General features: G+C 55.2%; 13 protein-coding genes and 1 pseudogene. 8 read left to right on the top strand and 6 right to left on the bottom strand.

Going from position 1 to position 13,211, the window contains the following annotated elements:
• The first annotated feature begins 77 nt into the window (after positions 1-77).
• Positions 78-854 (top strand): fumarylacetoacetate hydrolase family protein, encoded by a 777-nt coding sequence (locus H6F75_RS03115; RefSeq protein ID WP_190749153.1) that lies wholly within the window; start codon positions 78-80, stop codon positions 852-854.
• Here the strand turns inward: H6F75_RS03115 and H6F75_RS03110 are convergent.
• The 4 genes from H6F75_RS03110 to rimO all read right to left on the bottom strand — a co-directional run bounded on the left by H6F75_RS03110 (position 851) and on the right by rimO (position 4,698).
• A complete protein-coding gene (locus tag H6F75_RS03110) occupies positions 851-1,345 on the bottom strand; it encodes a Tic20 family protein (protein ID WP_190515070.1) in 495 nt (164 codons plus the stop codon). The genes H6F75_RS03115 and H6F75_RS03110 overlap by 4 nt on opposite strands.
• Positions 1,346-1,494: 149 nt before the next feature.
• Positions 1,495-1,692: a hypothetical protein gene (locus H6F75_RS03105; RefSeq protein WP_190515072.1), complete on the bottom strand. Its 198-nt coding sequence runs from the start codon at positions 1,690-1,692 to the stop codon at positions 1,495-1,497.
• 197 nt (positions 1,693-1,889) lie between these two features.
• A complete protein-coding gene (locus H6F75_RS03100) occupies positions 1,890-3,299 on the bottom strand; it encodes a DEAD/DEAH box helicase (RefSeq protein WP_190749151.1) in 1,410 nt (469 codons plus the stop codon).
• Positions 3,300-3,345: 46 nt separating this feature from the next.
• Entirely contained in the window at positions 3,346-4,698 is a 1,353-nt protein-coding gene (gene rimO / locus H6F75_RS03095) for a 30S ribosomal protein S12 methylthiotransferase RimO (protein WP_190749149.1), read from the bottom strand.
• A 353-nt stretch (positions 4,699-5,051) separates the two neighbouring features.
• On the opposite strand from rimO, the gene btpA reads away from it, so the two are divergent.
• The 4 genes from btpA to H6F75_RS03075 all read left to right on the top strand — a co-directional run bounded on the left by btpA (position 5,052) and on the right by H6F75_RS03075 (position 8,137).
• The gene (btpA, locus tag H6F75_RS03090; RefSeq protein ID WP_190749147.1) at positions 5,052-5,903 is read left to right on the top strand and encodes a photosystem I biogenesis protein BtpA; all 852 of its coding nucleotides are present in this window, start codon (positions 5,052-5,054) and stop codon (positions 5,901-5,903) included.
• A 111-nt stretch (positions 5,904-6,014) separates the two neighbouring features.
• Positions 6,015-6,935, top strand: a complete 921-nt coding sequence (locus tag H6F75_RS03085; protein WP_190749144.1) for a vitamin K epoxide reductase family protein — start codon at positions 6,015-6,017, stop codon at positions 6,933-6,935.
• Between the two features lie 173 nt (positions 6,936-7,108).
• The gene (locus H6F75_RS03080) at positions 7,109-7,495 is read left to right on the top strand and encodes a DUF2809 domain-containing protein (protein WP_190749142.1); all 387 of its coding nucleotides are present in this window, start codon (positions 7,109-7,111) and stop codon (positions 7,493-7,495) included.
• A gap of 207 nt (positions 7,496-7,702) precedes the next feature.
• On the top strand, positions 7,703-8,137 hold the full coding sequence (locus tag H6F75_RS03075) for a tellurite resistance TerB family protein (protein ID WP_206754664.1): 435 nt from the start codon (positions 7,703-7,705) through the stop codon (positions 8,135-8,137).
• Between the two features lie 156 nt (positions 8,138-8,293).
• Here the strand turns inward: H6F75_RS03075 and H6F75_RS03070 are convergent, their stop codons facing one another.
• Both H6F75_RS03070 and H6F75_RS03065 read right to left on the bottom strand, forming a co-directional pair.
• Positions 8,294-8,692, bottom strand: a complete 399-nt coding sequence (locus tag H6F75_RS03070) for a hypothetical protein (RefSeq protein ID WP_190749138.1) — start codon at positions 8,690-8,692, stop codon at positions 8,294-8,296.
• 385 nt (positions 8,693-9,077) lie between these two features.
• Complete coding sequence (locus tag H6F75_RS03065; RefSeq protein WP_199303728.1) at positions 9,078-10,667, bottom strand: CapA family protein; 1,590 nt, start codon at positions 10,665-10,667, stop codon at positions 9,078-9,080.
• A gap of 268 nt (positions 10,668-10,935) precedes the next feature.
• Between H6F75_RS03065 and H6F75_RS03060 the strand changes: the two genes are divergently transcribed.
• The 3 genes and pseudogenes from H6F75_RS03060 to H6F75_RS28715 all read left to right on the top strand — a co-directional run bounded on the left by H6F75_RS03060 (position 10,936) and on the right by H6F75_RS28715 (position 12,965).
• A complete protein-coding gene (locus H6F75_RS03060; RefSeq protein ID WP_190749134.1) occupies positions 10,936-11,100 on the top strand; it encodes a hypothetical protein in 165 nt (54 codons plus the stop codon).
• A gap of 6 nt (positions 11,101-11,106) precedes the next feature.
• A complete protein-coding gene (locus H6F75_RS03055; protein WP_190749132.1) occupies positions 11,107-12,171 on the top strand; it encodes a DUF4331 family protein in 1,065 nt (354 codons plus the stop codon).
• A 138-nt stretch (positions 12,172-12,309) separates the two neighbouring features.
• A pseudogene (locus H6F75_RS28715) lies at positions 12,310-12,965 on the top strand (DJ-1/PfpI family protein).
• Positions 12,966-13,211: the final 246 nt, after the last annotated feature.

Here is a 13,211-nt window from a genome sequence, read left to right as displayed (position 1 = left end):
CCCATGCCTCACGTATTGGCGCAAAGACAAGGATCTACAATCATACCAAGAATTAGCAGGCCAAGAGTTAGAAAATTATGGCGCAACGCTACGTTAGGGTTCAGTCTCAAACCGGGCAACTGCATTATGGCCTGCTGCGCCCCGATCGCAGTGTGCAGGTGCTAGATGCACCCCCCTGGTTACAGGGACAGCCCACCGAGATCGAGCTATTGCCCGGCAGCTATGACCTGCTGGCCCCCTGTGCCCCCTCCAAGGTAGTGGCTGTGGGGAAAAACTATGCCGCCCACGCCGCCGAGATGGGTACCGAAACCCCGCCCGAGCCCCTGCTATTTATCAAGCCCTCAACAGCGGTCACCGCCACTGGGGCTCCCATTTACTACCCGCCCCAATCGGCTCAAGTCGACTATGAAGGCGAGTTGGCCGTAGTAATTGGCGATCGCTGCGCCCATGTACCGCCCGAAGCCGCCCGCGCCAAAATTTGGGGTTACACCATCGCCAACGACGTCACCGCCCGTGACCTGCAAAAGCGCGACAGCCAGTGGACCCGCGCCAAGGGTTTTGATACCTTTTGCCCCCTCGGCCCCTGGATTGTGCGAGAGCTCAGCGCCGGAGCGCTGCTTCAGACCTTTCTCAACGGCCAAGCAGCACCCGTACAGTCAGCCTCGATCGAAGAAATGATCTACAGCCCTGACTACCTGGTGTCCTACATCAGCGAGATTATGACCCTGCTGCCCGGAGACGTGATCCTAACGGGTACCCCAGCCGGGGTCGGTCCGCTTAGGGTTGGTGACCAGATCAGAATAGAAATCGAAGGTATTGGCGCGCTCGAGAATACTGTGGCTTTGCGCCCCTAGCGCACCTGCATGTGCACAGCCTCTGAAATCGTTGGGATCTCGGCATAGAGACCCCGGAAGGTCTGCACCAAAGAGTAGCCAACCGAAATCAACATGCCGAGAAACAACATATTGGACAGCGTGCTAAACAGCAGTTCCCCAAACAGGCTGGGGTCTAGCAGGCTGAGAATAAGGCTAAACACCGCCAAAATAATGCTCAGCAAAATCGCTTGCATAGTGTTAAAGCGAATAAATCGGCTGATGTTTTCGTTGCGCACGACCAGCAAGATTAACGCAAAAAACACGATCAGCCCAAAGAAGGGAATTGTGCTCTCTAGGGTACCATAGACGGCAATTAGGGGAGACAGGGGCAGCAGCAAAAACCCAAACACCGGAAACTGGCTAATTAGCTGAAGGCCGTAGGGTAGCCCAGCCGTAACCGGCAAAATATAGGGCAGGGCCGCCAGAATGCGATCCAAGATAGTGGGATTTGGGGAACTGCTCCAGGTCATTGGTTTTCTCCAGACAAACGCTAAGGGCTACCAGGCTATAGCCTTACCATATCGTAAATCTATGATTTGCCGGAGAGACGAGGTATACGGTTCAGGGTACGGAGAACAACCCTATGGGGTTCCGCATCTCCACCCTCAACTTGTGATCTTTAACCAATATCAGCCACCCGAAAGCCCATCTGGCACTCAAATTGAGCGGGCTGAGCTTGGTCTAGACTGGTCACTGGGCGACCACAGCGCAGTTTGCCCTGCTGCCAGCGGGGCTGCCCGTGGCGATCGGCCATTAGGCAGTTGCAGCACACGGTCTGGGGCGAGATGAGTTGGTTGTCGGTCATTAGCACCAGCATAATGGTCACCTCCCTAATTTCGGGGTTAACCTGACCTTTCCCTAATCTTAGGATGCCCTACGGGAGATGCTGTGTGCTGGCATACGCAATCAAACTCAATCGGTCAACGCAACCCGCAATATAAATTGTTGGGTTGGGAAATCGTTGTTGGACGCTGCGTGCAGCGTCCAACAACGATTTGGCGGCAAGTAATTCCTCTATTCCTTAGCCTTGCTGACCTCGCGCGGCTCGGAGGAGATCCCTTTGCGTTTTTTGGGTAGGGGCACACCACCCTCAGACACCTCGGGTTCGCTGCTGTGGTGCTCGCGCTGCCAAGCTGGGACAGTCTGATCATAGGCCATCTGCAAAGCAGCGGCAGCAACGGTACGCAGGTCGTACTCTTCACTGAGCTGAGACACTATCGGCAAAAATGACGCCAGCCGCTCGCTGGTGATTGCCTCGCGCACCTGACTGCGCAGGCGCTCCAGGTTGCGGGCGGCAATTTCAGCCCGTGTGGGAATTTTGACCAGAGTCATTGGCTGCTTAGTATGGCGCTCAATCTGCCGCAGCTTGTACTTTTCTAGGGGTGTCACCAGGGAAATCGCCACGCCTTTCTTGCCCGCCCGTCCGGTGCGGCCGATGCGGTGCACGTAGCTCTCCATGGCGTCGGGCATGTCGAAGTTGATCACGTGGGTGAGATCGTCGACGTGCAGACCCCGGGCAGCGATATCGGTGGCAACTACCAGCTTCACCTGCTGCTGGCGAAACCGCATCAGCAGCCGTTCACGCTGGGACTGGCTAAGGTCACCATGGTACTCATCGACGCTGTAGCCCGCCGCTTGAAGCTGGCGGGTGAGATCGCCAGCGGTGCGCCGGGTGCGCACAAAGATGATCGCGGTTTCAGGATCCTCTAGCTCTAGGATGGGCTGGAGGGCACGTACCTTGGTCCAGCCTCGAGGCACGATGTAGCTCACCTGCTGAATCTGCTTGGGTGAGGCCTTGGGCGACTGCACCGTGACGGTCACAGGAGACTGCAAAAACTTGGTAGCTAGTTCCCGAATGGCTGGGGCCATGGTGGCAGAGAAAAAGGCGGTTTGCCGCTCAGCGGGGGCCTTGCTGAGAATTTTTTCGACGTCTTGAATGAAGCCCATGTTGAGCATTTCATCGGCCTCGTCGAGCACAAGCCAACCTAAGCTCTTGAGGGATAGGCTGCCCCGATTGAGCATATCGAGCACGCGGCCCGGGGTGCCCACTACAATCTGAGTGCCCCGCCGCAGCTGCTCCTGCTGGCGCTCGATGGACTGGCCACCGTAAATGGCTAGCACCTTGGGCCGACCGTCGATGCGAAAGCCGCGCATGGCTTGGCAGACCTGAATAGCCAACTCGCGGGTGGGCGTCAGCACTAGCACCTGCACGGCGGGGTTGCTAGCGTCAACCTGCTCCATTAGGGGCAAAGCAAAGGCGGCAGTCTTGCCGGTGCCGGTTTGGGCCTGACCGATCAAGTCTCGCCCTGAGAGCAGGTGGGGAATGGCCTCTGCCTGAATAGCGGTGGGTTCGTCATAGCCCATACTTTCGAGATGGCTAACGCGGGCTGCAGATAACCCCAAACTGGCAAACGATAAGGTCATGATGATTCCTTGAAGCAGTGAACAAAAAACAAAATATTGACAGAACTCAGCGAGCCAGACTTAGCAAGGGCTCTGCGGACGGGAGCGCGACGATTTCGCCAAACAGGTCGTAGGTGTCAGCGGCGGTAATTTTGACAGGGACAATCTGGTTGAGGGGAGCGGTGCCGGTCACATAGACCAGACCGTCAACCTCGGGGGCAAAGCGATCGCTGCGTCCGATCGCCATGCCCGTGGCTGGGTTCTCTTGCTCAATCAACACATCTACTACGCGGCCAATGTGGGCACGGTTGTGCTCCCAGGCAATGGGCTGCTGGGCCAGCATGAGCGCCTCACGACGGCGATCGCGCTCTTCCTGGGGCACTTGGTTGGGCAGGCTGTAGGCAGGGGTGCCTTCCTCAGCAGAAAAGCTGAACACGCCAACATGGTCAAACCGATGGCGCTCTACAAACTCCAGCAGATGCTCGACGTGGGCTTCAGTTTCGCCCGGGAACCCAACAATAAAGGTGGTGCGCAGCACGGCCTCGGGCAGGGCGTCTTTAATGCGGTGAATAACATTGTCGTTAACTTGCCCCTGCCAGGGTCGGTTCATGGCCCGCAGCACCTCGGGATGGGAGTGCTGCAGGGGCAGATCGAGGTAGGGCAGCACGTTGGGGGTTTCGCGAATGGCGGCCAGCACGTCGGGGGTGAGGCCGGTGGGATAGGCGTAGTGCATGCGCACCCAGGGCACGTCTACTTCACCCAGCGCCCGCAGCAGCTCGGCGAGGCGAGGCTTGCCGTAGAGATCCATACCGTAGTTGGTGGTGATTTGGGAGATCAGCACTAGCTCCTGCACGCCCTCGGCGGCCAGCTGGTGAGCCTCAGCCACGATGGACTCGATGGGGCGCGATCGCTGATTGCCCCGTAGGTGCGGAATAATGCAGAACGCGCAGCGGTAGTCGCAGCCCTCCGCCACGCGCAGGTAGGCCACACTAGAGGCCGTAGTGCGGTAGCGGGGCACAGTTTCATCGGCAATGTAGGTGGGCTCGGGGGAAACAATCTTCACCCGTTCACCCGCTTCGGCCCGCTCGATCACTTCGACGATGCGGTTGTAGTCGCCAGTGCCAACCAAGGCCACGGCCTCAGGGATTTCTTCCAGCAACTCATTTTGAAAGTGCTGGGCCAGACAGCCTGTGATCACAACTTTCTTTTGAGCGGCGGCCAGCTCCACCAGGGTGCGCACCGACTCTTCCCGCGCCTCCTGGATAAAACTACAGGTGTTGACCACAACGTAGTCGGCCAATTCTTCGTTGGCATCGACTTGGTAGCCGGCCTGCACCAGCAACCCGAGCATGTGCTCGGTGTCGACCCGGTTTTTTTCGCAGCCCAGGTGGTTAAACGCAACCGTTGGCTTCAGCCCCATGGTGTCTCTCAGTGTGTAACATGCCAATCATGCCAAAAGCTCTGGGTCGTAGATTCGACTTAACCACGCTAAGCCACTGGAAAACCGTTCAAACCCGGTACCAGCACCATTAACACCACCGCTCAGGCATCCATCAATCCTGTGTTGACGAATTGCCCAGCAAATCTTTTGGCCAATGGCACCAGGGGGCAATACAAATTAACACTCATAAATAATACATCACAAAAGCAGGGGTGTCCTAAATCGCGTCCCCGGGATTGATATGCTGATAGGGTGGGTTAGGCCTGAGTCTGCTGAGGCGGGCTGGGTTAATCTGTAGTTCTATACGTTAGGCGAGTCCAGGCAAAATTCACGTGGACTTAATCAAAGTCTTTAACACCCGTAACCCGGTGATTGGGGTACTGCACCTGCTGCCCCTACCGACGTCTCCCCGCTGGCAGGGAGACTTGCAGGCCGTTGTCGATCGCGCCGAGCAAGAGGCTACAGCCCTCGCCTCGGGCGGCGTGCACGGCATTATTGTGGAGAATTTTTTCGACGCCCCTTTTACTAAGGGTGCCGTAGACCCAGCGGTAGTCAGCGCCATGGGTCTGGTGGTGCAGCGCTTGCAGACACTGGTTACAGTGCCCATTGGCATCAACGTGCTGCGCAACGATGCCCGCAGTGCCCTGGCGATCGCCACCTGCACTGGGGCCGCCTTCATCCGCGTCAACGTGCTCACGGGTGTGATGGCTACAGACCAAGGGCTGATCGAAGGCTGCGCCCACGACCTGCTGCGCTACCGCAAAGAGCTGGGCAGCTCGGTGCAAATTTTGGCCGATGTGCTGGTCAAGCATGCCCGCCCCCTGGGCTCGCCCAATCTCACCACGGCGGTGCAGGAGACTATTCATCGGGGTCTGGCCGACGGCATTATTCTGTCGGGCTGGGCGACGGGTAGCCCGCCCAGCCTAGAAGATTTAGAACTGGCTAAGGCCGCAGCGGGCGATCGCCCCGTCTTCATTGGCAGCGGTGCCGATGTTGACAACATTGGCATCCTGATGAAGGCTGCCGACGGCGTGATTGTCGCCAGCTCCCTCAAGCGCCAGGGCGACGTTAACCAGCCCATCGATCCAATTCGGGTGGGGCAGTTTGTGGAAGCCATGCAGGAAAGTCTGGACGTCCTGGGGGGCAATCTTACCCTACCGACCATGGTGGCCCCCAAGGGGTGACGGCCTATGCCGAGACTGAGGCATTAAGATAGACACAAAACGGGCGGTGACACCCCGCTATTTTGTGTTGCTGTAGAGTTTGGGTTAGCTATTTTGGAAGAGAGGCGCATCATGAGACGTCGTCGTCAAGAGAGCCGTTGGATTCATCGCTGGTCGCGCTGGCTGGTGGCGGGGATCGCCTTGATCGGTGCTCTGGGCACTGGTTATCTGACCGTTGCTAAGCTGACTGGCGGGGGAGCCTGCCCCACGGAAGGGTGCGATCGCGTGCTCTCTAGCCCTTGGGGCACCGTATTTGGGCTGCCCCTGACCCTATTTGGCTGTTTGGCCTACGGCACCATGCTAGTGCTGGCCGTTGCCCCCCTTCTAATTAACGCCGACACCAACAAACCCCTGCGCCAAAAGCTTGAAACCTGGACTTGGCCGCTGATGTTTATGCTGGCCTCGGCCATGCTGGTGTTTAGCGGCTATTTGATGACGGTGCTGGCCTTTGAGCTACAGGCGGTTTGCCCATACTGCATTGGCTCGGCGCTGTTCGCCCTCTCCATGTTTGTGATTATTTTGCTGGGCAATCGCTGGGATGACCTCGGTCAGATCGCTTTTATTGGCCTGATTGTGGGCGTCGTCACCATCATCTCTACCCTGGCTGTTTACGCACCCATCAACGCCGCAGGCAACCCCAGCAGCGACGTTGCCGGGCAGGCAGGGCCACCGATTACTACCGCCTCTGGCCCTGCCGAAGTTGCCCTAGCCAATCACCTCAAAGAGGTTGGCGCTACGATGTATGGCGCTTGGTGGTGCCCCCACTGCCACGAACAAAAGCAGCTGTTTGGGGCCGAGGCCGCCACAACAATCAACTACGTAGAGTGCGCAGAAGATGGCCAAAACTCTCAGGTCTCTGTGTGTCGGTCTAAACCCGAAATCACTGGATTTCCCAGTTGGGAGATCAACGGCAAGTTTTATCCGGGCACCCAGAGCCTGGAGCAGCTAGCGGAGCTGACGAACTATAGCGGACCGACAAACTTTCAGCGCTAGAGGCTTGAACTCATCCAAATCGCGCTAGTGCTTTAGAACGGCTGGTACCCAAAGACCTGGGCACCAGCCGTTTTAGGTTTGACCGTCTCGGCAAGCTGCACTAGGACTGCATCATGCCTTAGCTGGCAACAGGGTTTAATCAAGAGGCGATCGCATAACAATCTATAAATCCTATGAGTAAATTTAACGCCAAGTATTTTTATCTAGCGATTTCGTTGTTTCTGATTGAGGCAGCGATCGCGATTTTTCTAGACGATCGCATCATTCGCCCCCTCATCGGCGATATTTTGGTCGTCATTCTTGTCTACTGTTTCATCAAGGCCTTCTGGCAAATTCGCCCTATCACTGCGGCGTTGGGAGTCTTTGCCTTTGCCTGCCTCATTGAGGGTCTGCAATATCTTCAGCTGGTCGATCGCATCGGGCTGCGCGATAACCGGCTGATCGCCACCGTACTCGGCACTACCTTTGATAGCAAAGATATTCTGGCCTATGCGATCGGTGCTGCCCTGGTGCTGGTTGTCGAGTATCGTTCTGCGGCAACTGAGCGACGGGATAGATAGGTTTATCAACCGCCGCTGCGCAAACTGTTACCCAACTTTATTTATTTGCCCAAAATAGTTCCGGGCTGTGCGACCCGTTCCATTCGGGGAATGCTGAGGCAGAACCTAGTTGACCATCGAATGACTGGGGGCCGCACAACATTACTAATGGATTAGAGAAACATGCCTAAACGCAGATTACCGCGTGGTGGTGGTACTCAAGTTGCCTTGAGTCCAGAGCTAGCAGTGGCCATGATTGGTCTATTTTCAGCGTTTGCTGACGGTGAAGTGTCCAGCGATGCAGAAGCCTATGCGCTGGGTGAGATGGTCAGCTGCATCGATCTGTATTCTGAATATACGGAGGAAGACTTTGCCGACTTGGGTGCCGAGATCGGTAGCCTGATCAACGAGGCTGGGGTTGAAGCTGTCGTCTCCCAAGCCATTGAGACCATTAAGGATGAGGGCGTAGAAGAGGCCGCCTTTATCATTGCGCTAGTTGTTCTCGTTGCAGACGGTGAAGTGCCCGAAGACGAGCAAGAGTTTATCGACGACTTGCGTCAGGCTCTCCGGATCTCTGTCGAACGAGCTGATGAGATTGTCAGCGAGCTTTTCTCTGAAGTAGAGGAAGCTGAAGAGGAATACGACGAGAGCGAAGAAGAGTAAACTCTATGTAATCCCTATTAATGGCAGAAAATTTTGTGCCATTAATTCGGTGCTTCTAACCTCAAATAAGCGTACTTAAGGTGGGCATTGGGCGTGACAGCGTATAGCTTTCTAAGCCCATTGCCCACCAGTTTTATCTCCCTAAAGCAGATGCTTCTATTTCTCTTGGGAGTTAGTTATTGTCTCGACAATCTCGTTCTCTTCAGTAATTTCGTCGAGATTGAGTTTATCTTTGATTAATTCACCAGCTGAGCTGCTAGATTTCTTGTTTGCATCAGCAGCGGCAGCGGCGTCAGTAGCGGCTTTATTTTGCCACTCTCGGCGCTGCTCTCGCATTTCGCTGAGTTTTTCTTCAGGAATAATGGGCTCTGCACCTTTGGATTCTGCTTGAGCAGCAAAGCGAGACGACGCTGCTAAGGCTACTAACGAGCTGGAGGCAGGGTTTGCCAAAGCCGCCGTCTGGGAAAAGCCAAACAGTGCAACCACAGCCACAAGCAGCACTGCAAGGCGCTTGACTGACGTTTTTAATGAAACATAAAGCTTACGAGTTGTCATGTTTTATCCTTCTAAAAACAGGAATAAGTTTTGTGGTAAGTCCGCTAAGCTACGGATTTTTTCTACCACAAAAACGCGTCTGATAACTTTAGAGAAAGCAATCAGTCAGTCTAAAAGCTCACAGCTCATGACTTCCTAGATGTGAGTAGCGTAAGTAAAAATACGGCCTTCAACGTCTTCCTCAAGATAGAAACAGGGCAGAAGGCCGATCGAATGCTGGTGAATTAGAGCGTGAACTCGGCAGGCAACAGACATTGCATCGCCTAAATTCACGAGTTGCGGAGAATGCTGATACCTTCTTCAAGCCGTGGTTAAAGAAGGCTAAAGGGTTCAAACGTCGCCTGCTCTCTGCATCGCCCTTTGCCCATAGGGTGCACTACTGACATCACCGGGGCCAGATATAGCCCAGATCGTCGATCTCTAGAGGTGTATCGGGAAAGTCGCGTTGGGTGAATTGGCGCACCAGCACCACGCCGCCGAAGTGGTCATCGAGGTAGGGAACACCGTTGCGATCGAGGGCGACGGGAACGATGCGCCCGCTGACAAAGTTGCCCTGGGCATCAAGGTCGGTTTGCAGAATCAGCGAGGTGCCGAGGGGGCCAACGGTAGAGAGGCTGCGGTAGCCGAGGAAATTTCCGAGGGAATAGGCGATTAGTTTGTTGTTGTACAGCTCGATCGCCCTGGGAACGTGGGGTCCATGGCCCAGTACCAGATCGGCCCCGTGGTCAACAACGGCGCGAGAGAAGCGCACGACGTTGCCGCGATTTTCGGAGTAGAACAGCTCGTCTTGATCGCGGGTGACGGTGGCATCGGTGCCTTCTTTGCCGGCGTGGAAGGAGACGACGACAATATCGGCCTGGGCATTGGCGGTCTCTACCAGGGCGATCGCAGCCTCTATATCCTGCACTTGGTTGTGCTCTTGGTAGTTGCTAAAGCCAATGAATGCGACGGTTTGCCCCTGGGCCTCGACGTACAAAATTTCGCCTTTGCGGCCCACGGCCTTCATACCCGCCGCTTCGATGTGGGCGATGGTATCGGTGAAGCCCTGCTCAAAGAAATCCATGGAGTGGTTGTTGGCCACGCTCAGAACGTCAAACCCGGCCTCTTTGAGCACGCTGGCGTACCAGGGCGGGGTGCGAAAGGCGAAGGTATTGGCGCTGCCGGTGTCTTTGGCGCTGCTGGGAACTTCGGTGAGGGTGCTTTCAAAATTGCCGAAGGTGATATCGGCTTCGCCCAGGTGGTATTGAATGCTGCCAAACAGGTATTGCCAGTCGTCGGGCAGGCGGTAGCGCTGGTAGTCGGTACCAGGAATGATGTCGCCCACGGCCTTGATGGTTAGGGCTACGGGGGCCGCTAGGTCGGGGATCGCCAAAGCTGCTGTAGACGCTGCCGGAAGCAGGGGCTCGATCGCTTGAGTCATGCCGGCCTTGGCGGCAGGTAGTGACTGGGTTGGGCTAGGTTCGCGCTGCTGTTCGTAACGCCATTGAGTGATCCCAGCGGCCAGGCCAAACCCGAGCACCGTTGCCATAGACAATGCTCCCCAACGCCAGCGGCCTCTAGTCCTCGCCGCTGGCGCTGATCTGCGATCGCTGGGCGCGACTTCCGCAGCCCTCTCCTCCTCCAACGTTCCATCGGCAAAAATGGTGGCTGGAGGCGCTGGGGCGGCAGCATCTAGGCTAAAGACCTGCTGCCAGCGGTCTTCCAGGGGGTGATCGGTGCCATCCACTACCTTGAGTTCGGCGATGTCAGGCAGAGCGAGGGCCGTCACTACGGCGTGAATGCGATCGAGATGCTGGGGCAGCCCGTCACGGTGAGGGACGGTGAGCAGCACGTAGAGGGTGCGATCGCGCCGAGAAACTTCTACCCGCAGCGCTGAATCGTCCAGGGCGGTGGTGAGCAAAGCGGCGATCGCGGCTAGGTTGCCCTGCTGGCCCTGGGGCCACATAGACAGTTGGGTCAGGTTAGCAATAGTCACAAACGAAAGGTATCCAGGCTCCGAAGTTACGCAAATCATACCGGCGGAGCAAAAAGAAATTGCTACCTCACAAAAAACTGCCCTGCTAGCCAGAGACCAACGGGGCAGAGACGGATCTATTAGACCTGTGAAACTTGGGGAGATCAGCAGCACTGTCCCTACCAATTGAACGATCGCTGTTCTCGCTGGGTAGAGCCACCAGGGTTAAACATAGGTGTTCTCGCCCACAAACTCAATGCTGTTTGCGGTTTGCTCCCTCGTGTTGAAATTGGCTGACGAACTGAAAGCAAACGATATTTACACGGCTACCGTGACAATTTCTGGAGCGATCGCGTCTAGAACAAAATTCGCTCCAAATGCGATCGCGGAAGTGTATTGGCAACTGCACACCCAAGCGCCTGACCACTGGCAGACTGAACACATCTATCAGTGAGGGAAGATGAGCCACCATTTTGATTCACCAGGATCTCGGCAGGATAGCCGCATCAACATTTGCGACATTTATCTGTTCAACGCGGATGCACCCGAGACGATCGTTGTCGTCATGACGATCAGCCCCCTGGCCGGTCTACTTTCGCCGTTTACTGGGCAACTTCAGTGGAATACTTTTAGACCCGACACAGCCTACGAATTTCGCTTTGACACCAACAGTGATGCTAAATCGGATGTGGTGTTCAGATTCATCTTTCAAGGCGAAGCGCATCCCCAGACCTGGACACTCACTTGCTTGAGTGGAGCAGAAGCGCGCGATCCTCATGCCACAGGTCGTGAACTAGGGCAAGGGATCGTAAATGAAATTGCGACGGTTGCTAGTCTAGGGCGTGTTTGGACAGGATTAGCAGGCGATCCCTTCTTTCTAGATGCGGTGGCTGCCCGGGTCTGTCTCGATAAAGCCATCCAAAATCAGGAATGGGACGTAGAAAGTTTCAGCACCGGAGCCAGCACAACGGGAGCAACTAATGTTTTGGCGATCGTTGCTGAACTGCCCCTAAATCTAATTTCAACGAAACCCTTTGGCTTTTATGCAACTGTTTCAGCCAACGATCACGGACATTGGACGCAAGTAAATCGCTGTGGCAAGCCCAATTTTGCAGCAACATTCAATGACAATCCCGAAGGATCACTACTCTACAACTCTACTGATCCCGATGCCGACTATGACAACTTTGCTCAACCTGTGAGCGATCTGGTAACTCAAATTTGTCGCGTTGCAGGCAGCACCGACCAACCTGCGACCTATGGACAGATGGTCACAAACTGGTTATTTCCAGATGTGCTTCCCTTTAACCCACAGCTTCCAGCCAGTTTTGGCTTTGCAGGCATTAACGGACGCAGACTACAAGATGATTTCGGTACAGTCGTTTACACGCTGTTTTTTAATACATTACTTCAGAACAAAGTGCCCCCTCCGTCTGATTTAAGAGCTGAATTTCCCTATGTCGCTCCAGCGAGACCTCTACCTACAGAGCCAGCGGTTAGCGTTCCTAGCCGACAGGAAGAGTAAAAATCTTGACGTGGGCGATCGCCGCATAACCAATTAATAAAGCGGACGGGCAAAGCTCTGGGTGGTAGTACCAAGGCAATCTGCCACTGCGTATCTTGGTCATTAAGCGTCATGCTCCAAAGCAGAGGTAACTAAAAAATGCACACTGCCATACTCACCTTTCAAGGCTTCAACGAACTCGACTCCCTTGTAGCGCTTGGCATTCTCAACCGAATTAAGAAACCAGACTAGCGCGTCACGCTTTGCTGTCCAGAGAAGGAAGTTTCTTCAATGAATGGCGTGACCGTGCGTGGGCAGTCAACCCTCGCGTAAATAACTGACGCTGACGCGGTTATTGTCGGCAGCGGCATTAAAACGCGAGAAATCGTGAACGACTCAGCCATCATGTCCCCTCTGCGCTTGGTTCCCACACGCCAGCTCATTGGAGCGCAATGCTCCGGTACGCTCATCCTTGCCAAGCTTGGCATCCTTGCCGATGTTCCTGCATGCCTGATCTCACAACCAAACCTTGGGTACAAGAAGCTGGGGTTGAAGTGCTGAGCCAACCCTTCTACGCATCAGGTAATATCGCTACCGCACGGGGTTGTTTCGCGTCGCAGTATCTGGCCGCATAGATTATTGCTCGTACCGAAGGCGAAGAAGCTGCTAGGGAAACATTGCACTACGTTACTCCGCTTGGCGAGAAAGATGAGTATGTTTCAAGGGCAATCAAGAATATCGAGCGGTATATCAGTACGATCACGCCTGACGAAGCGCTGCACCAGACCCCGCTTCGCTCTGTCAGTGAGCTTTAGCGTTAAAAGTTTTTCCAGTCAAGTCGAAGAATAGCCTGTGATAAGGTCTCAGCGAATTGCCGGAAGGCAGATGATTGTCTCTGACCTAAACGACCTCAACAGTGGCAGCAACAACACGATGAGGGCATTGCTAAGAGGATGTTTGAAAAGTTAAGGCTTGAGTAAAAAAGCTCACTCCGTATAGGTTGCAGATAGAAGTCAGCAACGCCGGAGTGAGGCTATGAGTAAAGACTACCCCAGCAACTT

This window comes from Nodosilinea sp. FACHB-131 (assembly GCF_014695395.1).
Taxonomy (GTDB): Bacteria; Cyanobacteriota; Cyanobacteriia; order Phormidesmidales; family Phormidesmidaceae; genus Nodosilinea.
This window is presented reverse-complemented; position numbering and strand designations above follow the sequence as displayed.